The following is a 21,247-nucleotide window of genomic DNA, read 5'->3' as shown; positions in this document are numbered from 1 at the left end:
GCATCCTGTCGGCGCTGGCGCTCGATGAACTCGTCGAGATCGTCATTGGAGAACATTCGGCGGGGCCTCTTCAAGCCCGCACCGACGCGGATGTAGCGAAGGCGCCCCTGCTCGACATGATCGAACAGCGTTTTCACCGAGATGCGCAGCGCCTCGGCGGCTTCCTTGGGGGTGAGCAGCGGCGTCATGGCCCCTCCCCGCACCAGTTGCGCCGGCGGGGGCAGTGGCCGGCGGCGCAGTCATAAGGCTCGGCCAGCCCCTCGCTGATGAGGATTTCCGCCACATCCCGGCCCTGCATGGTGAGGCGCGCGAGCGAGCGGCCGTAGCGATCGGGCGTCGGCAGGCGCTCCAGCGTGAGGCACCCGGCCGGGGCGCGCGCGAGCGGGCCGCAGGCCATGGTGAGCAGATCGCGCAGGCGGGCCTTGGCGCGGTAGCCCAGCGCCCGCTCGCTCTCGCACTGCGCGTCGCGAGTCTCAGGCGTGTTGAAGCCGGTGAGGCGGATGTGCTCTCGGTCGACGACGATGGTGTCCCCGTCCAGCACATAGATGTCCGCTGCCGCCGGCGTGGCGATCAGGAGGGCGGCTATAAAGGCCGCCGATTTGATGCGCCGCGCCATCAGATGAGGCTCCCTTGTTCGGCGCATGAGCGGGCGCGCCGCGCCTCCTCGATGAGTAGTGCTGCCGGATGCTCGGCGACGGGCTCGTTGGCTATTTCGATCAGCACTGCGGCGTGACAGGGCATGTCGAGTGCGCACCAGCATGCGAGGTTTCGTCCGCGCAAGGCGGAAATATGAGAGCGAACGTGCTGCAGTGCCTCGATCTGCTGGCGCAGCGGAGCATCGCATGACCAACACGCCATGCCGTCGATTACCAGTTCACGGTAGAGGCTCACGCACTGCGTGACGGTGCCATCCCTGCCCGCCACGAAAGGATTTCCCCACCTGGTGGAGCGGTCGACCTTCACGGTGTTCTCGGGCATGCGCCAGCCTTTGGCGCGGGATAGGCGGATACGCTGCGGAGAGTCAGTCATGGCGCTCCCCCGTGACAGTCATGTCCCACGCAAAAAAGCGGAGCATGTGCTCAGCTGCGGCCAAAGAAAGCGCGGGCGGGGGCTGATCGTCGGTAACGTTGGTCCGACCGAGGTTGATTTTGAGGGAGGCTTCCAGTGTCTCCATTCGAGAAAACGGGAAAACCTCCGTTCCAAGGTCTGGGCGAAGGTAGATAAACTGGCTCTTTCGGTTTTCCGGCAATGAATGCCCGACGTTGTACTGAGGATAGAAAGTCAATCCTCCATCAGTGTCGTAGGGATTTGTGAAGACGGCTTCATTTGTCAGCAGCCAATCCTCAAAAGGGCGCTCGGCACTGCTGCGCAATTTGGCGATATAGCCCGCACCCTGGTCCGGCTTCGGGTGCCGGTACGAGCGCATGAACTTGTACAGCGACCATAGCCGCGCAAGCGGCTCGCGCACGACGCCGATCCGCCGCCAGCGGTCGTAGCCGGCAGGCACGCCGTCGGCCTCCATGTGGCGATAGATCTGCATCGCCCTCGGATATGTCGCCGCGATAGCCCGGCGCAGCGAGCCGCTGCCGGTGCGGGGCACAAGGATTACGACGGTTTCGATCTCCGGGATGAGGATCATGACCGCACCTCCGGCAGGGCGTTGTGCTCGACGCCATCGAGCAGCCGGCCGGCGCGGGCCTTGGCGACCCGGCGCATGACGTGGAAGCGCGCGCCGTGGAAGCCACAGCCGCCGGCAAGGTTGAGCCATTTGGTGGCGCCGCCGTCGGCGAACTTCCGGGAATAATCCAGCCGCCAATCTGGATCGTCGCGCTCGCGGTCGACGGCGACTTCCCACGTGCCCCACTGCTTGAAGAAGAACAAGACGTCTGCGGCGGCGCACTGGTCGCGGAGGGACCGCGCCCAATCGGGGTGCATCGGCCGGGGGCCGTTCTCGCCGCCAGCAATGACGAGATCGAGCTTGGCCGTCTCGCTCTGCGACCGGCCGAATTGCAGGCCGGCCAAGGCGTCATGCCAGTCGGTAATCGTGCCGCGGTCGCCGCGTCGTTCATTCAGCGAGCGGAGGTTCAGCGCCCCCAGCAGCGGTTCGGCGGAGACGAAGCGGATGGCGGCGGGGGTGGCGAGAAGGTCGGGCACGCGCTCATCGGCGCGGCGCTGATCCTCGGTCGAGACGCCCAGCCAGACGTTGCGCAGGAAGCCTTCGCGGGCAAACGGTGTCATGTTGGCCGCAGCGGCAATCGTGTCGAATGGCTTCGGGAGCACGGGCCACTCTTCAGCAAAAAGCAGTTCGTCGACGCGCTGGAATGCGGCCGGGCCGGTCAGATACTCCCGCATCCGGGCGCTGCGCTTGGTCAGCACCTGAAAGGTGTGCTGCGGGCAGAGCGCCATGATGGCGAAGACGTGGTCGATCCATTCGTCGGGGATGCTCTCATGGAACAGGTCGCCCATGGAGTTGACGAAGATCCGGCGCGGGCGGCGCCAGCGCAGCGGCTGGGTGAGAATGTGCTCGGGCGCCAGCGCGACCTTGCCGCTCCACACGGCGCCGGCATTGCCGGGCTGCGTCGTGCCCGCATAGTGCGAGCCGGGCTGCATCGCCTCGATCCGCGCCGCCATGGGCATGGCGTAGCAGTTGGTGCAGCCGGGCGAGGCAAGGCTACAGCCGACGATGGGATTCCACGTCGCGTCGGTCCATTCGATGCCGGTGCGGTCAGCCATTTTTCCTGGCCTCCTGCGCCGCTTCGAAGCGCTTCAACTGCACGTCGCGCAGGTCTTTGCGAACCTGATCGATACCGCGCAGCGCCGGCAGCACGTCGCGGCGGATCGCATCGAACGCCGACCGCAACCCACTCTCGTGATCGCGGATGTATGCCGCGCCGAGCTTCTCCTTGAATGCTGCCAAAAAGGCGTCATCGCCATATCCGACGAGGGCATCAAGCGCGCGGATTTCCGTCTCGTTGAGCACCAACGTCGTGGAGAAATGGACGGCGAATTTATTGGTGGCGTCAGCCATGGGGCGCCTCCCCGAATTCGATCAATGCGCTCAGCACGGCGACGACGAGCGCCTTGGCCGGCGTCGGAGCGAGGCCGGCGGCAAGATCGTACATGCCGCCGGGGCCGCGCAGCTTGAGGCGATAGACATGGGCGGCTCCATCGTCGAGGAGTGTGCGGCCGCAGCGCCAGTACCAGCCGGGCAGCATGGCCTGCGTGAAGGCAACCGCCGCGTCGATGCCATGGGCGCCCGTGGTGGCGTTCTGGGCCAGCATGGCGTGCGCACCGAAGGCGGCGATGGCTACATCGTCCGCGCCACCGATGTAGCCGCCGGCGCTGACACTGTCGCGGAACTGGCGGAGTGTGGCCTTATCCATGGTGGCGATCGTCATGCCGAGCCCTCCGGCGCGCCGCTGGCGAGGGCGGGCTCGGGCTGCACGGGGACGAAGCGCGGTTTGTCGCCCGTCACCTCGAGCCGGTAACGTTCCTCGGTCCATTTGCTGAACCGCGCCGCGACCCGGACTTCCTCGCCCACGCCGGGCTCGTGAACCTCGACACACTGGCGGGCGAATTCGTCGAGCGTGTCGGCCATGTTCTCGGGCTCGTCAGCATCCCACACGATCGACCAGTCGCCAGGATCGTGACCCGTCAGGGTATAGGTGCTGTCGCCGCGCACGATCATCTCGACCGTGCCGCGCCGCTCGTGCCACATGAAGAGCACCTCGGCGCCGGGCTGAACGATCATGCAGCCATAATCGACGCGCTCGCGCCGGCCTTTCGGGCCGATGATCCAGCCCTGCTCGCAGCGCCCGGCAATCCATTTATCCGGCGTGGCGAGCCCTTCCGGCATATTCTCGTCGGCCACAAAGGCGGCCCAGCACAGGCGTTCGGTGTCAGACATCGGCGCGGCCCTCCGGCTGCGGGGTGTTGGGGTTGTGGCGGTACTCGCCGCACCAGGCGTCGGCCGCGACGGGCGGCCAGACGGCGCTGCGGGCATCGGACTGGCGAGAGAGCACGAGGCGCGGCTCGCGGCGGCGGCAGGCACCCTGCTCGCGCGTGGCATCGTTCGGGTGCCACCAGATGCAGCTGTTGCAGGTCTGGCTCATGCCTCGCCCTCCGGCTTGGCGGAGGCGCGGTCGAGCCGCTCGATCTCGGCGATGATCAGGGCGCCCGCCCGCACGAGGTCGCGACGGCGGTTCTTCGGCTTCCACCACGACATCGCCCAAGGCCAGAGAGACGGGCCGGCGAGGTGGCGTGCCGCAAGAGATGCATAGAGAGCAGCAGCGTCTGCCAGTTCGCCGCTGCTCTGCTTGTCATCGTTCTGGAGCGTCCAGCCCTCGGCATAGATCTGCCGACGCCTCTCGGCCAGCACGTCAGCCGCCGCGCGGCTGATCATGTCCGGCTCGCCCTGGCGGGTCTCGTGCGCCTCTGCCGCCTCGGCAAGCGTCGAGCCGAAGATGTCGCGATAGAGGCGGCACGAAAGCGGCTTGAGCCCGGGCTGGGCGGCCACCACGCGCCATGCCTCGATGAGCGTGCGCTCCTTGGGCAGCATGTCGGGTTCAATCTGTGTGCGCGGCATGGTTCAAACCCTCATCGGCATGAGGACGCACAGGGCGTCGGTGGAGCCGGGGCGGCGGAAGATGGTAGGGCTGCCGGGATCGTTGAGCGCGATCTCGACCTGCGGCGCGTCGTCGGCCTTGAGCACATCGCCGAGATAGCGGCCGTTGAAACCGATGATGATTTCGTCATCGGTGAAGGCGCAGTCGATCTCGTCGCGCGCCGAGCCGGATTCGGGGTTGGTGGCCTCCAGCACCAGGCCGCCGGTGCCGAAGATGAACTTCACGGCCTTGCCGCGATCGCTCGACAGGGTGCCGACGCGATCGGCGGCGGAGGCGAGTTCCGCGCGCGCGACGGTGGCGAGCCTGGCGTTGCCGAACGGGATGACGCGGCCATAATCGGGGAAGGTGCCGTCAATCAGCTTGGTGACGACGCGCACGCCGCCATGCTCGGCCGCGAGCTTGGTGGCGGACACCTCGATGTGCAGCGGGTCCGCGCCCGCCTCCTCCGCCAGCCGCTTCACCTCGCCAACCGCCTTGCGCGGCAGGATCACGCCCGGCATCTCCTCGGGGATCGGGGCGCCGTCGCCCGGCAGGCGCACCAGCGAGAGGCGGTGCCCATCCGTCGCCACCAGCGTCAGCCGGTGATCGCCCTCCGGCAGCGCGGCCCGGTGGATGTAAATGCCGTTGAGGTAATAGCGGGTTTCCTCGGTGGAGATGGCGAACTCCACCCGGCCGAGCGCCTCGGCGAAGGCTTTGCCGGGCAATGCCAGCTTCACGCCCTCGGGCGCGGCGGTGAGGTCCGGGAAGTCGGTCACCGGCAAGGTCTGCAGCGAGAACCGCGAGCGACCGGCGCGCACCGTGAGGGTGCTGCGGTCGCCGGTGACTTCAAGCTGGATCTGCGCGCCGTCCGGCAGCTTCTTGACGATGTCGTGCAGCGTGTGGGCGGGCGCGGTGATCTCGCCCGGCGTGGCGACCTGCACCGCCTCCTCCCACAGACTCTGGGTGATCTCGATGTCGAGATCCGTGGCGGTGATGATGAGCCGGCTGCCTTCCGCCTTGAGGCGGAGGTTTGCCAGAATCGGGATGTTGTTGCGCCGCTCGACGACCCGCGAGGCGCGGCCGAGCGCGGCGAGGAAGGGGGCGCGTTCGAGGGTGATCTTCATTGGGGCATCCGGGTTTGATGGGAAAGAGCCGGGCGGCGGCTGGAGGGTGTCGCCGCCCGGCGAAGTCACCGGCACCACGCCAATGGCGCCGGTGGGAGGAACGTCAGGATTCGGGAGCGCCCTCGAAGGTGGGCAGGCCGGTGCCCTTGCCGGCCTCGAGCAGATCGTTCTGCACGCGGGTGCGGAGCCAGTATTCCCAGCGGTAGAGCTGATAGAACCAGGTCACGGCGCCCTGCCCCGCCCGGTAGCGGATGCGGGCGGGGATGCGCACCACATCGCCATCGACGAAGGGCGGCAGCTGGATCATGAAGATGCCGGGAATGTCGATCGGCTCGCCCTTGCCGTTCATGTGCTCGGTCTCGAACACCATCTGGCGCTCGCCACTCTGCAGGCGGACGGCGCTCTTCATCTTCGCGCCGACAAAGACTTCGAGGCTGTGGGAGAGCTCGATCAGCTCATTCGGCAGCGCAAAGCGTTCCTTGAACAGCGGCTCGTACTCGGTGCGCTCCGAGTCAAAGGGTGCGGCCAGTTCGGCCGCGTGCTCTTCGAGGAACTCGGCGAAGGCCTGCTGCTCCATCGACTTGCCGTTGCCGCCCACCCACGCCTTGAATTCCTCAGTGAGCGGGAAGCCGTACTCCACGCGGTGCTTCTGGAAATCCGGCGCATGGTCGACGGCGTGATAGTCGATGACGGCCGTGAGCTTCGGGTTAGGCCAGCCGGTCGCGGCGAAGATGGCGCTGTTGGCCGTCTTGTGGCGGTTTACAAGCTCGGTGACGCTTTCCAGCGTCTCGACCTTCGCGGTGCCGCGAATGGCCTTCGGAGCCTGTCGATACCGCTCGATCTCGTCATGAACGCTGACGAGCCGCTGCTGCGCCGGATCCCAGAAACCGGGCACATTGGGCGGCAGGCCGGGACCGAGGCCCTCGGTGTTGATGGTGACGGGTTGAGCGCCGGCCGCCCGCGCCGCCATCTCGGCGATGAGGCTGACAGCAGAGGGCGTGGGAAGATCGTTCTTCGTGACGGCAGCGGACAAGGTGTCCTCCTGTTTCGGGCGTGAAGGGGGAAGGCGTCAGGCCGGCTCGGCCGAGCGGCGGCGCTCGCCGACCTCGGAGGGGCCGCCGAACATGTCGGCCTGGCTGGGGTGCTGGACGGAGAGGCCCCCATCGACCACCCAGAACGGAGTGGAGGTGAAGCCCTTCTCCTCGGGCAGCTTCGCCTTGACGGACGGCTTCATGTCGATGCGGTCGCCGAGCTTGGTGAAGTCGACGGTGAGGGTGAGCGTGCCCTTGGCCTTTTCCTCGGGGTGCTGCTCCAGCGCCTCGATTAGGCGCTGCATCTCGGCGTTGACCTTCTCCTCGAAACGCCCCTTGTTCGAGAGGCCGAGCGCCTGAAAGACGCTGCGAATGACGCGGGCGGACATGGTGGCTCCTTTGCGGCTCCGTTGCCGGCTGGTGGGCCGCGCGGGCCCGGTGGTTTCAGGTGCAGAGGGTGAACAGGTCGCCCGCCAGCGTGCCCGGCGTGGCGCCCTTGGCGGCGGCGCGCTCGCGGCGGCGCTGCTCGGCAAGCTCCACCTCGAGCAGGCGGGTGGTGGCGCGCTTGAGCTGCTGCGCTACCGCCATGCGCGGGGCGTGGGCCTTGCGGCGGGCCGCGAGATCCTTGGCCAGCGCCGCGCGCTTGGCGGCGATGTGAGCGTGGGTGGAGGTGGTCACCGCCCCCTCCCCGTCCCGTCGCGCAGGCTGGGGAGCAGCTTGCAGAATTCGCGGCAAAGCTCGGCGGCGGCATCGCCCCGCGACATCGGCGCCTCGCGGCGCGGCAGAGGCGGGTGGCTTTTGAAGTCCACCGACCAGGGGCGCGCGCACGGCGCGAGGAAGTCCCGCCGCTCGGTGTTGAGCGCCACCAAATCGCACAGCGTGATGAAGCCCCGCTGGTCATTGGTCGGCACCGGGAGGCCGGCGGCTTCCCAGATCGCGCGGTCATGCCGGCGCTTCAGCTCCTCGCGGGCGCCGAGTTCGCGGTCCCGCTCGGTGGGGCCGAACATCTCGTCGGCGACAAAGGCCTGCGCCTGCGTCACCGGGGTGATCTGGTCGCCGAGCATCCACTCGTGCCCGTCATGCAGGACGACGAAGGCTTGCAGGAGCGGGGTGGCGTGGCGCTGGCGCGCGGCCTTGAGCGCGATCAGCGTGTGATGCGCCACGGTGATCGTATGCAGCGCGTTGCCGCCATACCGGTTGATGTTGGCGAGCACGTCCGCCATCTCACGGAAGTCGATGTCTTCCACGCGCGGGTTCACCAGATCAATCGCCCGGCCGCGCAACGATTGCGCCCAGGGCTCGGCCCGGCGGGTCGGCGGCTCCTCGACCGCGACCGTGCGGGCGAGCGTGGGGGAAAGGGCGGCGCTCATGACTGCCCTCCGTCGAGAATGTGGGCCATTTTCAAAGCGCAGGCCGCCAGGGCAGCGGCGGGGTCTGCCGCGGACGCCATCACGGAAGCGGACAGAGGGTCGCCGACCATCATATGGGCGTTGCCCCGCCGCCGGCCCTTCGCGTGGACGGACCAATTCGCTTCGGGGCACAGGTTCACAAGAAGATCGAGAGCGGCTTTTAGATCTCCGTGAAGAGTTGCCTTTTCCAATCGCTCGGAAGCATACGGGCCAAGCAGGCGCTGGGTTTCTTTCTGGTGAAAGTGGAGATCGTGGCCGTGCTCAACCATGGACGCGAGGCGGCGAAGGGAGAGACCACTGCCGCTCTTCGAGTGGGAGCGTTCCGGACCAAAGAAATAGCCGAGCGACGCAGCAATAATGCTTTGAAGCGTTTGGCCCGTTCGCTTGGTGATTTCCCGGAGTTCATGGAGCAGCTTGGGCTGAAGGCGAATGTGGACGTATTCGCCCCCATCCATCGACGGAGGCTCAACGGCATAGCCTTCTTGTGCCTGGAGAAGTGCCCAGCATGAGCGGCTAATGATCGTGGTAACATTGTCACCTGTGCCCTTGGCTTCTTCTTCAAGGAGCGAGCGATAATGCCGCGAGACCTTGAGTCTGTACTGCGGATAGTGCCGAGCCATCTCACACCCCTCCGCCGATGGCCGACCACACCAGCACTGCACCGACGAAAAGGGCGAGGGCGCCGAGGGCGGCGAGTTCTTCGCAGAGCCAGCCGATCATTGCCCCCTCCCCTTCGGGCCGACAGGCGCGCCCACCACAAAGTGCGTGCCGGCGAGACGGAAGGCGCGCTGGAGCTTGCGTATGGAGGATGAGTGGCCGGGGTGCAGCGAGCGCTTGCCGAGGTAGTCCGCACCGCGCTTCACATCGACGGGGCGCGGCGTGGGCTTGTGGCGCTGCGCCGGCGAGCGGCGCGGCTGCGGCGGAGGTTCGCGGCGGGGCTGGTCGCTGGACGGGGACGCCGGCAGCGCGGCTCCCATCAGGCTCATGACAGCCGCACCGGCGGAAAGGAGGGCGCGACGGAACATCACGCGGCCTCCGGCAGGCTCTGGCTTTCGCGCGCAGCGGCGGCCGTGTTGTAGGCGCGCACGGCGCATTTGATCGCCTCGGCCAGCTGCGCGGCCTCGAGCGCGAATTCGGTGATGATGGCGGGCGCCAGCCCCTCGCGGGCAAGCATATCGGCATCGGCGGGCAAACCCGCCTCTTCCGCCTTGAGGAACAGCAGGGCCATGCGGTCCACCGGCGCGCCATTGTGCGCGGGGGCCTGCTCCTGTTCGATGGCCTCGAAGGTGCCGGCGAGGCGGATGGCGATATCCATGCCCGCCGTCCAGTCCTCATGGCTGAACAGGTGGCCGTTGATCGTCAGGCCGGGGCGATGGGCAAGGCTCGCCGTGGTGCGGAAATCAGCCGCGCGCAGGCAGGTGGCGAGCTTGAGCGCGAGGCCCATGCGCTGAAAGCGCGAAAGGCCATCGCCCGAGGGCGTGGCGATGTCATGCCGGCGGAAGAAACCGGCGAGGCTCGACTGGTGGAAGGCGGGGTCGGGGAAGTCCATGCGTCGGCTCCCAATCGGTGCGGATTGGGGAAACGGTATAGCGGGTTTTTACCCGCGTCAACATCAAAAGCGGGTTTTAACCCGCCTTGGCGCGACGGCTTGCCTTGGTTGAATATAGTCAACCAGGGGTGGCGCCGATGCTTCGCTTTCACATCAAGGGGTCCGCGATCAAGCCTTATCGCGTGACCTTCGATGGGCAAGGGCTTGAGTTGCGGGCGTTCTGCACCTGCCCGGGCTTCGATCGCGGCGGCCGGTTTTGCAAACACGTCGCCGCGCTGCTGAATGGGGAGTGGGAAGCCGTCGTCGAGGGGCGCGAGGCGCTGGCGGAGCTTGCCGGCCTGTCGGAGGGCTCACCGCTGCGCGAGCGGGCGGTGACTTACAAGCCCTCGCGCAGCAGGGTGGTGCTGGCAACCGGCTTTACGACACTTGCCGAGGTTCACGCGGCGCTGGCGCCAGAGTGGGCGCTGAAGGGGTATTCCTGCACGATTGAGGATGGGTACGAGGGGGCGGTGACCCTGCGCATCGGCCAGCCGACCAAAGGCGGCGGTATCAAAAGGGCCGGGCAGATCTCACTTTCTTATGAGCCATGGACGGTGGAGACCATCATGAACGCTGATGGCGAGTGGGAAGGACACCTGAAACCGTCCATCAAGTTTTGGCGCCTGGATGCAGGCAAAAAGTCAATGGCCTATACCACGCTCGACCGCGCGCTGGCCTCGCTCAACGAGAAGCTAGACGCCAAATAGGTCGTTCATTGTCATCACCCGGTGCATCTGCAGGATGAACTTCTCGGGGATTTCGATCATCGCCTCGGGGTTCAGCTGCTTGAGCACCACGGCGGAGGGCGTCCGCTTGGCGAGGATCTTGATGTAGGCCTGGCCCGGGTCGTCGTCATGGGTGCGGGTGACCACAATCACGCTGTCGCCGATCTGCGGGCGCTGGCGCGGGTCGATGAACCGCAGGTCGCCATGGGTGTGCATCGGCTCCATGGACAGGCCGCTCACATAAAGGGCGTAGATATCCTTCCGATCCGCTAGCGCCGGCGGGCGGCGCACATAGTCCACCACTTCGGGCTCCAGCGAGAAACCCTCGACCTTGCGTATGATCGAGCCGGCAGCCGTTCCCATCACCGGGACGTTGCGCTGAAAGGATTTGATGAAGGGAGCCTCGACATTAGCCTCCTGCACGCTACTGGCCGCGGCGGGGTCAAATGGCATGGTTGGTGTGTCGGCGCTATTGGTGCCGTTGCCGATCGGCGTCTCGCGCGAGATGCCCGTATCTTCCTCGCCCTCACCAGTGAGCAGCCATTCCGGCGTGGTGCGCAGGACAGGCGCGAGCTTGCGAAGCGTGCGGGTCGACACGCCGGTCTGCGTGCCCTTTTCCAGCCCGACGCGGATCGAGCGGACAATGTCCGTCTTCAGCTCCCGCTTGACGGTGTATTCCGTCAGCTTGAGCTGCTTCATCCGGCGTTGAATTCTTTGGAAAATTTCGTCGCCTTCGCTCATGGAGCGGGACGATACCCGCGTTTTTTCCTGCGTGTTAGCGCATAAAAACCCGCGTTCGGTGATTGACATAGCGGGTTTTTCCCCGCACCTTGCCATTGCCATGACACTCATCTCCCAGATCCTCGCCGTCGCCGACGTGTTCTGCAGTGCCCGCCGCCTGTCACAGGCGCGGGTCTCGACACTCGTTTTCAACGATGGAAAGCGGCTGGCGCGGCTCGCGGCGGGGCGCGATCTCAATACCGGCAGCTACGAGTCCGCGATGGCCTGGTTCTCGTCGAACTGGCCCGCCGGCGCGGTCTGGCCTTCTGCCGTTCCGCGCCCTGCGGTGCGTGTGGAGATGGTTCGGCCTTGGTCTGCCGCCGCCAAGTCGGACGAGGCCGCGTGATGGCTCGCCTTTCCCCTCCCCGCCTCCAGCCGCAGCAGCCGCTCCAGCGCGCGCCGCAGCTTTTCGCGCGGGGTGGGTTCCGTTCCGCTCGTCTCGATGAGTTGCAGCTTCATGTTCGTCCCCCGCCCTGCGGCCCGCCGTGATCTGACGGGCTGAACTGACCACGACATGACCCTTTCCCCCTCCGGGAAAACGCACGGCGTTTTCCCGCGTGAGCCCTCTTGACCGTTTTCCGAGGTGCATCATGGCCGAACGCGCCATTTCCGAAGCGTGGTTTCATCGCATCAAGGCAGCGACGCGCGACCTGGTGAAGGCCTGCGGCGGCATCGAGCGCGCGGCCGAAATCTCCCATGTGGGCAAGAGCACGGTGGGCCGCTGGCAGCACGCCGGCGAGGAAGACATCATACCCCTGCCCGCCGTGATCGCCCTGGAAGCTGATAGCGACCGGCCATACGTGACCCGTGTGATGGCCGACCTGAACGGGCGCGGCCTGACCGACCCGGAGGCCTCGCGTGAGGCGGCAGGCTGCCTGATGGCCCGGCACAATTCGCTCATGGGCCAGTTCACAGCACTCACCACCGAGGTGCTGGCCGCGAAGGCGGATGGGCATGTCTCCCCCGCCGAGGCGGAGATGGTGGACCGCGCCGCCGCTTCGCTCGAGCGCAATCTCGCTGACTTCCGCGCCACCTGCGCGGCGAAGAAGGCCGGTGCGCCGGACGATGGCGCCGGCGTCACCCGCTTGCCGCGCCGGGGGTTTTGATGCGCGCCCCCTTCTCGCCTGAGGAAGACACGCGGCTGAAGGCCCTGCGCGATGAGGGGCTTTCCGCCTCCGAAATCGCGGTGCGCCTGGTGGCGGAGGGTTTTCCCAAGCGCAGCCGCAACTCGCTTTGCGGGCGGATTCACCGGCTTGGGCTCACCTCGAAAACCGGCAAGCACATGCGGCGGGGCTTGCCCGGCGAGGAAGGCCGCGCGCGCGGCAAGGTGAACAAAGCCGCCGCGCCGGGCCGTGCCGATCCCGTGGTCACGCGCACCGCCGCCGAGGTGAAGCGGCTGGCGGGGCGGGCGCGCGATCTCCGCATGACCAACCTTGCGGCGGAGATTGAACGCGCGAGCAGCGACCCCGGCGAGGTTCTGACTGAGGCTGCCGCCGCCAAGGCGCGCTTTGCCGATTGTCTGGCGCCCACGCCTGCCAGCCTGCCCACCCCGCTGGACCTTCGGCGGGGCATCCCCTTCCTCGGCGCGCCGAATGAGGCCTGCCGCTTCCCGCTCTGGGCGGATGATGCGCGCCCTTCCGTGGAGGCGATGCGCATCTGCGGTGCGCCGGTGCGGCCCGGCCGGCCTTATTGCCCGGCCTGCTGTGCGCTCGCCTATGTGCCGGCTGATCCGCGCCGGGAGCGCGCCCGGAAGGCGGCGCAGGACGAGCGGACGGCGCGCCGCCGCACGCAGGCATGGAGCGCGGCATGAGCGCCTCTCATCGCGGCACGCGCCGCTGCCTCGCCCCCGCCGGATGGACGCCAGAGATGGATGCGCTGCTGACTGACGGGCTGGCGCAGCGCCTGACCTATCGCGCCATTGGCGAGTTGATGCGCACCAATGGCTTCGGGGACCGGTCGGCCGATGCGGTGCGCGAGCGCGCCAAGCGGCTGGATCTGGTGGCGACCGATGGCCTGACGGAAGGCCCGCTCGATTGCCGGCGCAGCGGGGCGGACCCGCTGCTTGCCGCGCTGGCGCGTGCGCATGATGCGCCCCCCGCCGACGTGCCGGTGGCGACGACAAGCGTGCCGGTGAATGGGCGGCTTCTCGTGCCGGTCAGCGGCGGCGCCGGCAGCCCGGGCGCGCTCTGCGCCGAGGGCGGTCAGATGGCGAAGGGGTGGTGAGCATGCTCGCCCGCACGCCGCGCCCCATCCTCATCATCCGCCGCCGCCCGTGGCGCCGCATCGTGCCCGTGGTGCGCGCGCTGGCGGCGCGCGGCATGTGGCGGCGCGAGATCGCCCGGCGCCTGCGGATTTCCGACCGGTATGTCGCCCGCGCCCTCACGGCGGGCGGCGGTGTGTGGAGGCCGGCGGAGTGGGAGCGGCTGACCGCCGCGCACAGAGCGGAGATGCGGCGGTGAAGTTGCTTGCTGACAAGATGATAACGGCTCGACCGAGGGGTGACGTGGCGGCGTTGGCACTCACCACGCTGAAGATGCCCGCCATCAACCATTCGCCGTCGCCCGAACCTGTCGCCCTTTGCGACCGCTTTGTCTTCGACGCGGCGGCCATACAGGCTCTTGCCGGTTCCGGCTTTGATTTTGGCCATGCCATGCCAAATCGCCTTATCCCGCCGCCGGCAAAACTTGCTTGGATCGAGGCGTACGGCGGTCAGGGGTGGCTGATCTCCGGCGAAACGGCCTACGCGTTCTTGGATCACGACTACTTGGGCATCCACCATGCCGCGACCGTCGACTTGCGGGCCGCAGCGGACGGCAAATACCACACAGTTCTCTCGGACGTGGTGCTCGCCGCCTTCGATCCACATAGCGACGCCGGCCTTCGTGCCCGGAGCGGGGCTCATCGATGCGCCGCGCTGGTGCTGCCTCTCCTCCTCGCCCTGGCTTCACCACGGGCGGCGACCTCACGACGGGTGCTCCCCGGTGCCGGGCTTGACCGAGGTCAGAAGGCCTTTGCGCTGCGCCGCGCGCAGCGCGGCCTGCCGGTGTTTTCATACAACAAGGTCGATCTCATCCGCCCGCAGACGGCCCTTTATCGCGGCGAGATGCGCACGGCCGAAAGCCTCGCCGGCCTGCGGCTGCACCAGGTCATCGGCCACTGGCGGCTGATCGATGGGGTGATCGCGCCTTACTGGATCTGGATCGAGGGTCATCAACGTGGTGACGCGGATCTCGGCACCATCGTGAAGGAACGGCAGGTCCATCTCGATCTCGGTGGCATGCGCCGGGGCTTCCGCATGCCGGCCCATATCGGCCGCCGCGGCGAGCGGGTGGAGGCGGTGCGGTGAGCGACATCTGCATTCTCGACGGCCGGGTGATGATCCACCTCGGCGATGTGCGCGCACGGCTGGCCGCGATGGAGCCGGACAGCGTGGATTGCGTCGTCACCAGCCCGCCCTATTGGGGGCTGCGCGATTACGGCGTCGACGGCCAGATCGGGCTGGAGCGGACGCTCGGCGAGCATATCGACGTCATGCTCGATGTGTTCCGGCTCGTGCGGCGGGTGCTGAAGCCATCAGGCACGCTCTGGCTCAACTATGGCGACTGCTACGCCACCAGCCCGAACGGGCGCTCGGCGGCGGCCACGAAGGCCGCGGGTAAGGATGACCGCACGTTCCGGGACAAGCCGTTCTCCACCATCGGGCCGATCTACCAGTCGGGCTACGAGAAAACGCCCCGCGTCGGCGCCAGCGAGAATCTCGGCTCGACGGCCGCCGCTCATGGCGGGCGGGTCGTGGCTGGCGGCGTCCTCAAGCCGAAAGACCTCTGCATGGTGCCGAACCGGCTTGCCATCGCCCTGCAGGAAGATGGCTGGTGGGTGCGCTCGGAGATCATCTGGGGCAAGCCCAACCCGATGCCGGAGAGCGCCCGCGACCGGCCTGCGACCGCGCATGAGAAGGTGTTCCTGCTCTCCAAGGCGGAACGCTATTTCTATGACGCAAAGGCGGTTCGGCAGGGTGCAGCGCCTGCCTCGCTCGCACGCTGGGCGCAGGACGTTGACGCCCAGGCCGGCTCGGAGCGCGCGAACGCCGGGGCGCGACGCACCGCAGCCATGAAGGCTGTCGGTGGCCCGCGCGGCCGCTCTACTTACGGCCGCCACACGCTCGGCGACGCGATCCCCGAAACTGAGAAGCGGCGCGCCTCTGCCGTCGCGTCTCCGCGTCATGCCGGGCACATCAACCACACCGGCATAGAGGCCACGCCACGCGGCCTTGGCCGCAACCTGCGCAATTACGAGGCGGCCCCAGTCGGAGTTTGGCCCGTGGCGCCGCAGCCCTTCTCCGATGCCCATTTCGCAACCTTTCCGCCGGAGCTGGCAGAGCGGTGCATCCTCGCCGGCTGTCCGAAGGATGGGCTGGTGCTCGACCCGTTCGGCGGCGCCGGCACCACGGGCCTTGTGGCTGCCCGCCACGGGCGCCGGGCGGTGCTGATCGAACTCAACCCCGATTATGCCGAGATCGCGCGCCGCCGGATCGAGCGCGACTGGAAGGTGCTTCAGGCGCCGGCATCGGTCGATTTCGGCCCGCTCTTCGCGGCCGGGGAGGCGGCGGAATGACCCGCAAGATTCTTGTGGCCGACCTTCTTTGCGGTGCCGGCGGCTCATCGACCGGGGCGGAGCGCGCCCTGGCCGCTCTCGGGCTGGAGATGGAGCTTGTATGCGTCAACCACTGGCCGACGGCGATCAAGACGCACGAGCTCAACCACCCCCGCGCCCGGCACTTCGTGCAGGATATCGCGACCGTGCGCCCGCATCTGCTGGTGCCGGAAGGCTATCTCGACCTGCTGATGGCTTCCCCGACCTGCACCCACCATTCGGTGGCGCGCGGCGGCAAGCCGACCAGCGATCAGCAGCGCAGCGACCCGTGGCACATCATCACCTGGCTCACCGAGCTGCGGGTGACCCGCATCATCATTGAGAATGTGTGGGAGTTCACCGGCTGGGGTCCGGTCGATCCGAAGACGGGCAAGCCCATCGCCGCGCGCAAGGGCGAGTATTTCTGGGCGTGGATCAATGCCCTGAAGGCGCTCGGCTTCGAGGTGGAGTGGCGAAAGCTGAACGCCGCCGACTATGGCGACGCCACCACGCGCTCGCGCTTCATCCTGATGGGGCGCTCGGACGGGAGGCCGATCCAGTGGCCGGCGCCAACGCACAAGCGCCGGAATGAGGCGGCCGAGGGCCTATTCGCGGCGATGGACACCCGCAAGCCCTGGCGGCCGGCGCGCGACATCATCGACTGGTCGATCAAGGGCCGCTCGATTCTGGGCCGGGCCAAACCTTTGGCACCGAAGACGCTCGCCCGCATCTTCGCTGGTGCGGTCAAGTACGGGTGGCCCGCGCCGTTCATCGCCTTGCTGATGCAGGAAATCGAGCGATCTCTGGCCTTCCATATCGGGTGGGCGTTCTCAGCTCGACGGGCCGGGACGGCGACCAAGCGGCTGGGGCGGCGGCGGCTGGTTCGCGACCTCATCGCACGGCTTCGGCATTTCCGTCTGGCGCCCGACGAGTTTGCGAAAGGCGGGCGCACCGCCGAGCCGATGCTGATCACCCTTCGCCGCAATGCGAACGGTGGCGATCTTGGCAGGCCAATCCCCACCATTGCCGCGAACGGCACCCATATCGGGCTGGCCGAACCAGTGATCATCAATGGCCGGAAGGGCAACCAGGCGAAGGCGGTCTCCGAGGAACCGATCCCGACGCTCGACACCAAGGGCGGCGTTTGGCTGGCCGAGCCGCTGGTGCTGTCGCAGCACAATAGCGGCGCCGCGCGTTCAGCCGATGAACCCTTGCCGACCATCACGACCGGCGGGGCGGCGGCAAGCGAGCATCCCGGCTGCGCCCGGCCGATGCTGGTGGAGCCCTTCATCCTGTCGCAGGCCTCGGGCGGCGCGCCGCGCTCGGTCGACGATCCGATGCCGACCCAGACGACAGGCGGGGCTGGCGGCGCCCACGCGCTGATCTCCCCCTATTACGGCTCCGGCTCGGGGGAGACGTGCACTGGCGCAGAGGAGCCGCTGCCGACGGTAACGGCCAAGGGGCGCTTCGGGCTTGTCGTCCCCGTCACCCAATCGGGCGGCGGAGCCACGGCGCGCGACGTTGCGCAGCCGATTCCAACGCTCACCACGGCCAAGGGCGGTGAGTTCGCCGTGGTCATGCCGGTGACGCACCAAGATGGCAGCGACCGCGTGCGCGACACCTCGGAGCCGCTGCCGACCATCACCGGCGCCAATCGGGGTGAACTGGCCTTCATCGCCGCGCAGTTCGGCGAGCGCGAGGGGCAGGCGCCGCGCGTGCATGACATCGACGATCCGGCGCCGACCCTCTGCGCCAGCGGCCGGGTGAACCTCGTTTCCGGTGAGGTGGACGGGCGGCAGTACGACATCCTGTTCCGCATGCTGGAGCCGCACGAGCTCGCCGCCGCCATGGGCTTCAACACCGAAGACCAGGCCTATGAGTTCGCTGGCACGAAGACGGAGCAGATCAAGCAGATCGGCAACGCCGTGAGCGTGGCGAAGATGAAGGCGTGTGTCGGCGCGATCATGGCGGATGCGGCGCCCCGGCGCCGGACGCGGCCAATCGAGTTTCGGGAGGCGGCGGAATGATGCGCCCCATCTTCGCCCTTGTCCTCGGCTCGGTGGCGGCCCCGCTTTCCATCGGGATGGGTCTCATCGTGCAGGCCCTCTTTCCGGGCCTCGCCGGAACCATGGCGGGCATGATCGGCGGAGCCATCACCCTGCCCCTGCTGGTGGCACTTGTGGGGATGGCGCGGTCATGATCTCCGAAGCTGCCCTTGCGGATCTGCGCCGCCGCAACCCGGTCACCGAGGTGGCCGGCAAATGGGTGAGCCTGCGCCGTTCCTCCTCGCCCAAATGGCAGATGGTGGGGCCGTGCCCCATCCACTCGCCCAAGCCGCACGCGAAGGATTCGACCGCCTTTGAATGCGATGCGGAGCGCTGGGTGTGCGCCTCCTGCGGCAAGGCCGGGGACGTCATCGCGCTGGTGATGGAGCGTGAGCACAAGAGTTTTCCCGAGGCCGTCGAATGGCTCGGTGGCGTCCAGGATGTCGACCCAGCGGAGGAGGCCCGGCGGGCGCTCGCGGCGGCTGAGAAAAAACGCCAGCAGGAGGCGGCAAGCGCGCGCTACCGCGAGGAAGAGCGCGAGCGGCTGCACCGCTGGTGGAAGCACGGCCAGCACTGGCGCGGCACGCCGGTGGAGACCTATCTGCGCGATCTGCGGGGCGTGGACATCCCCGCCACGGCACGGCTGCGCTACCGCTACGACGCGCCCTTCACCGTGGTCGACGGGAAGGATGAACGCGGCGCCGTGCAGTATCGCGTGATCCATCGCGGCCCGGCCATGCTGGGCGCGATCACGGCGCCGGACGGGCGGTTCTCTGGTCTGCATATCACCTGGCTGGATCTCGACCAGCCGAAGGGCAAGGCGGTGATCGTCGACCCGAACACGGGCGAGGTGCAGCCGGCCAAGAAGATGCGCGGCACCAAGCAGGGCTGCGTGATCGAGTTGCTGCGCTGCGCCAGCCCTCACATGCTGGTGGCGGGAGAAGGCATCGAGACCGTGCTCTCGGTCTACACCGCCCGGCTGCGGCGTGGGCTGTCGATGGACGGCATCGCCATGTGGGCGGCGGGCGACCTTGGCAATCTGGCGGGGGCTGCGGCAATCGGCTGCTCGGAGCGCCACCCCGACCTGAAGGATGCCGCCGGCCGCACGCGGCGCGTGCCCGGCGCCATTCCCGACTTCGACCGGCCGGCTATGGTGGTGCCCGACGGCGTGGGCGACCTGCGCCTTCTGGCCGATGGCGACAGCGACCAGTTCTCGACTCGGCTGGTGATGGACCGCGCGGTTGCGCGCCACGCCCGGGAGGGCCGGCGCATCAGCGTGGCGTGGCCGGAGCCTGGCCTCGACTTCGACGATATGCGCCGCGCGGCGCGAAACGCCGGCCAGCCGGCGGAGGTGGCATGATGGACGACAAGCCGAGCATCAACCCCGATGACGCCATCCTCGCCGCCGTGTTCCCGGAGGAGGCTGGCGCGCCCCCGGCTTCCCCCGCGAGCGACGATCCGCGGCTGGGGAGCCAGGCGGACGGGTGGGACAACGCGCCGGAGCGGCCGGAGCCTGCCGACAACCCGTATGACGATGAGGACGGTGAGGACGGCGGCGACCCGCCTTTTGATGGCGATGACGCGCCGCCGCCCGGCTTCTCGCCGCAGGACCCGGCGCTTTTGGCCTGTGCCGGCGAGCCGCAGAACGACATCGGCAACGGGCGGCGGCTGCGCCATCGTCACGGTGCGGATCTCGCTTATGTCCCCAATCTCGGCTGGCACCGTTGGGACGGCCGGCGCTGGTTCCGCGCCGAGGATGACGAGGACGATGTGCGCGCCCTCGCGCACAAGGCCTCCGAGGCCATCATGCTCGAGGCCTTCGTCATGGCGCCGACGCCGGCCGAAGCCGAGGCGATCACGCGCGCGCAGGAAGCCGCGTTGCGGGTGGAGGAGATTCCGCACGAGATCAACGATCTCGACGACCAGGAACTGCCGAAGCGGGAAAAGGGGCGGCGCAGCTTCCAACTGAAACGCGAGATGGCGGCGGCGAAGACCATTGTCGCGCGCGGGCAGATGGCGGCGAAGGCCTGGGCCACGCGCAAGGCGCAGCGCCGCCGCTTCGCCACGGCATCCGGCAACGCCGGCAAGCTCGACGGGATGCTCGGCGAGGCGAGGCCCTATCTGGTGCGGTCGCTGAAGGATCTCGATGCGGACCCGCTCGCCTTCAACGTGCTGAACGGCACTCTCGTCTTCCGCCAAGTGGAGGAGCCGGACCCGGAGTGCCCGGACCCGGACGAAGTGCGCACCCGCAAGGTCTGGCGGTTTGCCATCCTGCCGCATGAACGGCGGCGTCTGATGACCAAGCTGGCGCCCGTGTTCCATTGCCCGGAAGCGGAAGCACCCGTCTTCCACGCTATGCTGAACCGCATCCTGCCGGACACGACGGTGCGGGACTATCTGCAGCGGTTTTTCGGCTATTGCCTGACCGCGCTCACCACGGAGCAGATGTTCTGCATCTTCTTCGGCGAGGGCTCGAACGGCAAATCGACCGTGGTGGACGTCATCGCCCATCTGATGGGCGACTATGCCACCAGCGTGCCGGTGATGAGCCTGGTGACCGACGGCAACCGCAAGGGCTCGGAAGCGACGCCCGACCTCATCCGCCTGCCGGCGGCGCGCTTCGTGCGTTCGGCCGAGCCGAAAGAGGGCCTGCCGCTCGACGAGAGCCTGATCAAGGATTTGACCGGCGGTGAGCCGATCAATGTGCGGCGGCTGAATCACGAGTTCATTGAGGTCTACCCGCTCTTCAAGCTGGCGATCTCGTGCAACCGCAAACCGGTGATCCGGGGCAATGACGACGGCATCTGGCGGCGCGTCTCGCTGGTGCCGTTCGAGGTGCAGATCCCGAAAGAGGAACGCGACAAGCGGCTCCCGGAGAAGCTGAAGGCCGAACTGCCGGGCATCCTCAACTGGATGATCGAGGGCGCGCTCGACTATCTCAACCGTGGCCAGCTTGCCCCACCCGAGGCGGTGATGGCCGCCACGCGCGAATATCGCGAGGAAAGCGACCCGCTGGGCGCGTTCGTCCGCTCGGCCATCGAGATCACGCAGATGCCCCACGACGTGGTGGAGCAAGGGCTGCTCTACGAGGCCTTCAAGGTCTGGTGCGACCGGGAGGGCAAGACGCCCCTTGCCGCCACCACCTTCGCGCGGCGCATGCCCAAGACCGCGCACGACTTCGGCTTCGAGAAGGGCAAGAGCTCGCTGTCGGTCTACCTCGGCATCAGGGTCAAACCCGAATTCGAGCGGCGCGATCCCTCACGCACCCCGTTTGCCTAGCCCGCGGCTGGGGAGGCTGGCGCACGTCTG

Annotated in this window: 30 protein-coding genes; 11 read left to right on the top strand and 19 right to left on the bottom strand. The window is 67.8% G+C overall.

What is annotated here, in order from left to right; genetic code table 11:
- Window positions 1–184 precede the first annotated feature (184 nt).
- The 17 genes from AncyloWKF20_RS05355 to AncyloWKF20_RS05275 form a co-directional block, all read right to left on the bottom strand.
- Window positions 185–616: a thermonuclease family protein gene (locus tag AncyloWKF20_RS05355; protein WP_279316868.1), complete on the bottom strand. Its 432-nt coding sequence runs from the start codon at window positions 614–616 to the stop codon at window positions 185–187.
- Window positions 616–1,029 carry a DUF4326 domain-containing protein gene (locus AncyloWKF20_RS05350; protein WP_279316867.1) on the bottom strand — a complete coding sequence of 138 codons (414 nt, stop codon included), beginning with the start codon at window positions 1,027–1,029 and terminating at the stop codon, window positions 616–618. Before AncyloWKF20_RS05350 ends, AncyloWKF20_RS05355 begins: the two co-directional genes overlap by 1 nt.
- Window positions 1,022–1,639 carry a hypothetical protein gene (locus tag AncyloWKF20_RS05345; protein ID WP_279316866.1) on the bottom strand — a complete coding sequence of 206 codons (618 nt, stop codon included), beginning with the start codon at window positions 1,637–1,639 and terminating at the stop codon, window positions 1,022–1,024. Before AncyloWKF20_RS05345 ends, AncyloWKF20_RS05350 begins: the two co-directional genes overlap by 8 nt.
- Window positions 1,636–2,733, bottom strand: coding sequence for a phage Gp37/Gp68 family protein (locus tag AncyloWKF20_RS05340; protein ID WP_279316865.1), 1,098 nt, complete (start codon window positions 2,731–2,733; stop codon window positions 1,636–1,638). Before AncyloWKF20_RS05340 ends, AncyloWKF20_RS05345 begins: the two co-directional genes overlap by 4 nt.
- On the bottom strand, window positions 2,726–3,028 hold the full coding sequence (locus tag AncyloWKF20_RS05335; RefSeq protein ID WP_279316864.1) for a hypothetical protein: 303 nt from the start codon (window positions 3,026–3,028) through the stop codon (window positions 2,726–2,728). The genes AncyloWKF20_RS05340 and AncyloWKF20_RS05335 overlap by 8 nt, the downstream gene beginning before the upstream one ends.
- The gene (locus AncyloWKF20_RS05330; RefSeq protein ID WP_279316863.1) at window positions 3,021–3,398 is read right to left on the bottom strand and encodes a hypothetical protein; all 378 of its coding nucleotides are present in this window, start codon (window positions 3,396–3,398) and stop codon (window positions 3,021–3,023) included. The genes AncyloWKF20_RS05335 and AncyloWKF20_RS05330 overlap by 8 nt, the downstream gene beginning before the upstream one ends.
- Window positions 3,395–3,907, bottom strand: a complete 513-nt coding sequence (locus tag AncyloWKF20_RS05325) for a hypothetical protein (protein ID WP_279316862.1) — start codon at window positions 3,905–3,907, stop codon at window positions 3,395–3,397. The genes AncyloWKF20_RS05330 and AncyloWKF20_RS05325 overlap by 4 nt, the downstream gene beginning before the upstream one ends.
- Window positions 3,900–4,112, bottom strand: a complete 213-nt coding sequence (locus AncyloWKF20_RS05320; protein WP_279316861.1) for a hypothetical protein — start codon at window positions 4,110–4,112, stop codon at window positions 3,900–3,902. Before AncyloWKF20_RS05320 ends, AncyloWKF20_RS05325 begins: the two co-directional genes overlap by 8 nt.
- Window positions 4,109–4,585, bottom strand: coding sequence for a hypothetical protein (locus AncyloWKF20_RS05315; RefSeq protein ID WP_279316860.1), 477 nt, complete (start codon window positions 4,583–4,585; stop codon window positions 4,109–4,111). Before AncyloWKF20_RS05315 ends, AncyloWKF20_RS05320 begins: the two co-directional genes overlap by 4 nt.
- 3 nt (window positions 4,586–4,588) lie before the next feature.
- Window positions 4,589–5,728 carry a DNA polymerase III subunit beta gene (gene dnaN, locus AncyloWKF20_RS05310; protein ID WP_279316859.1) on the bottom strand — a complete coding sequence of 380 codons (1,140 nt, stop codon included), beginning with the start codon at window positions 5,726–5,728 and terminating at the stop codon, window positions 4,589–4,591.
- Between the two features lie 103 nt (window positions 5,729–5,831).
- The gene (locus tag AncyloWKF20_RS05305; protein WP_279316858.1) at window positions 5,832–6,761 is read right to left on the bottom strand and encodes a DUF2303 family protein; all 930 of its coding nucleotides are present in this window, start codon (window positions 6,759–6,761) and stop codon (window positions 5,832–5,834) included.
- Between the two features lie 36 nt (window positions 6,762–6,797).
- Window positions 6,798–7,148, bottom strand: a complete 351-nt coding sequence (locus AncyloWKF20_RS05300; RefSeq protein WP_279316857.1) for a hypothetical protein — start codon at window positions 7,146–7,148, stop codon at window positions 6,798–6,800.
- A gap of 55 nt (window positions 7,149–7,203) precedes the next feature.
- On the bottom strand, window positions 7,204–7,437 hold the full coding sequence (locus AncyloWKF20_RS05295; protein WP_279316856.1) for a hypothetical protein: 234 nt from the start codon (window positions 7,435–7,437) through the stop codon (window positions 7,204–7,206).
- Window positions 7,434–8,129, bottom strand: coding sequence for a hypothetical protein (locus AncyloWKF20_RS05290; RefSeq protein ID WP_279316855.1), 696 nt, complete (start codon window positions 8,127–8,129; stop codon window positions 7,434–7,436). The genes AncyloWKF20_RS05295 and AncyloWKF20_RS05290 overlap by 4 nt, the downstream gene beginning before the upstream one ends.
- Window positions 8,126–8,788 carry a hypothetical protein gene (locus AncyloWKF20_RS05285; protein WP_279316854.1) on the bottom strand — a complete coding sequence of 221 codons (663 nt, stop codon included), beginning with the start codon at window positions 8,786–8,788 and terminating at the stop codon, window positions 8,126–8,128. The genes AncyloWKF20_RS05290 and AncyloWKF20_RS05285 overlap by 4 nt, the downstream gene beginning before the upstream one ends.
- Before the next feature lie 96 nt (window positions 8,789–8,884).
- Window positions 8,885–9,193: a hypothetical protein gene (locus AncyloWKF20_RS05280; RefSeq protein WP_279316853.1), complete on the bottom strand. Its 309-nt coding sequence runs from the start codon at window positions 9,191–9,193 to the stop codon at window positions 8,885–8,887.
- On the bottom strand, window positions 9,193–9,717 hold the full coding sequence (locus AncyloWKF20_RS05275) for a hypothetical protein (protein ID WP_279316852.1): 525 nt from the start codon (window positions 9,715–9,717) through the stop codon (window positions 9,193–9,195). The genes AncyloWKF20_RS05280 and AncyloWKF20_RS05275 overlap by 1 nt, the downstream gene beginning before the upstream one ends.
- 137 nt (window positions 9,718–9,854) lie before the next feature.
- Between AncyloWKF20_RS05275 and AncyloWKF20_RS05270 the strand changes: the two genes are divergently transcribed.
- Window positions 9,855–10,463, top strand: coding sequence for an SWIM zinc finger family protein (locus AncyloWKF20_RS05270; RefSeq protein ID WP_279316851.1), 609 nt, complete (start codon window positions 9,855–9,857; stop codon window positions 10,461–10,463).
- Here AncyloWKF20_RS05270 and AncyloWKF20_RS05265 read toward each other — a convergent pair.
- Window positions 10,449–11,291: a S24 family peptidase gene (locus AncyloWKF20_RS05265; RefSeq protein ID WP_279316850.1), complete on the bottom strand. Its 843-nt coding sequence runs from the start codon at window positions 11,289–11,291 to the stop codon at window positions 10,449–10,451. The genes AncyloWKF20_RS05270 and AncyloWKF20_RS05265 overlap by 15 nt on opposite strands.
- A gap of 177 nt (window positions 11,292–11,468) precedes the next feature.
- Entirely contained in the window at window positions 11,469–11,720 is a 252-nt protein-coding gene (locus tag AncyloWKF20_RS05260) for a hypothetical protein (RefSeq protein ID WP_279316849.1), read from the bottom strand.
- Window positions 11,721–11,851: 131 nt separating this feature from the next.
- On the opposite strand from AncyloWKF20_RS05260, the gene AncyloWKF20_RS05255 reads away from it, so the two are divergent.
- From AncyloWKF20_RS05255 to AncyloWKF20_RS05210, 10 genes are read left to right on the top strand one after another with little or no spacing between them, the layout of a single operon-like run.
- A complete protein-coding gene (locus tag AncyloWKF20_RS05255) occupies window positions 11,852–12,367 on the top strand; it encodes a hypothetical protein (protein ID WP_279316848.1) in 516 nt (171 codons plus the stop codon).
- Window positions 12,367–13,071, top strand: a complete 705-nt coding sequence (locus AncyloWKF20_RS05250) for a GcrA family cell cycle regulator (protein WP_279316847.1) — start codon at window positions 12,367–12,369, stop codon at window positions 13,069–13,071. The genes AncyloWKF20_RS05255 and AncyloWKF20_RS05250 overlap by 1 nt, the downstream gene beginning before the upstream one ends.
- On the top strand, window positions 13,068–13,484 hold the full coding sequence (locus AncyloWKF20_RS05245; RefSeq protein WP_279316846.1) for a hypothetical protein: 417 nt from the start codon (window positions 13,068–13,070) through the stop codon (window positions 13,482–13,484). Before AncyloWKF20_RS05250 ends, AncyloWKF20_RS05245 begins: the two co-directional genes overlap by 4 nt.
- Entirely contained in the window at window positions 13,481–13,720 is a 240-nt protein-coding gene (locus AncyloWKF20_RS05240; RefSeq protein WP_279316845.1) for a hypothetical protein, read from the top strand. Before AncyloWKF20_RS05245 ends, AncyloWKF20_RS05240 begins: the two co-directional genes overlap by 4 nt.
- Window positions 13,717–14,607: a hypothetical protein gene (locus tag AncyloWKF20_RS05235; RefSeq protein ID WP_279316844.1), complete on the top strand. Its 891-nt coding sequence runs from the start codon at window positions 13,717–13,719 to the stop codon at window positions 14,605–14,607. Before AncyloWKF20_RS05240 ends, AncyloWKF20_RS05235 begins: the two co-directional genes overlap by 4 nt.
- Entirely contained in the window at window positions 14,604–15,875 is a 1,272-nt protein-coding gene (locus AncyloWKF20_RS05230; protein WP_279316843.1) for a site-specific DNA-methyltransferase, read from the top strand. The genes AncyloWKF20_RS05235 and AncyloWKF20_RS05230 overlap by 4 nt, the downstream gene beginning before the upstream one ends.
- Window positions 15,872–17,920, top strand: coding sequence for a DNA cytosine methyltransferase (locus AncyloWKF20_RS05225; RefSeq protein WP_279316842.1), 2,049 nt, complete (start codon window positions 15,872–15,874; stop codon window positions 17,918–17,920). The genes AncyloWKF20_RS05230 and AncyloWKF20_RS05225 overlap by 4 nt, the downstream gene beginning before the upstream one ends.
- The gene (locus AncyloWKF20_RS05220) at window positions 17,917–18,093 is read left to right on the top strand and encodes a hypothetical protein (protein WP_267582506.1); all 177 of its coding nucleotides are present in this window, start codon (window positions 17,917–17,919) and stop codon (window positions 18,091–18,093) included. Before AncyloWKF20_RS05225 ends, AncyloWKF20_RS05220 begins: the two co-directional genes overlap by 4 nt.
- The gene (locus tag AncyloWKF20_RS05215; RefSeq protein ID WP_279316841.1) at window positions 18,090–19,298 is read left to right on the top strand and encodes a CHC2 zinc finger domain-containing protein; all 1,209 of its coding nucleotides are present in this window, start codon (window positions 18,090–18,092) and stop codon (window positions 19,296–19,298) included. The genes AncyloWKF20_RS05220 and AncyloWKF20_RS05215 overlap by 4 nt, the downstream gene beginning before the upstream one ends.
- Complete coding sequence (locus AncyloWKF20_RS05210) at window positions 19,295–21,217, top strand: phage/plasmid primase, P4 family (RefSeq protein WP_279316840.1); 1,923 nt, start codon at window positions 19,295–19,297, stop codon at window positions 21,215–21,217. Before AncyloWKF20_RS05215 ends, AncyloWKF20_RS05210 begins: the two co-directional genes overlap by 4 nt.
- Window positions 21,218–21,247: the final 30 nt, after the last annotated feature.

The organism is Ancylobacter sp. WKF20 (assembly GCF_029760895.1).
Taxonomy (GTDB): Bacteria; Pseudomonadota; Alphaproteobacteria; order Rhizobiales; family Xanthobacteraceae; genus Ancylobacter.
This window is presented reverse-complemented; position numbering and strand designations above follow the sequence as displayed.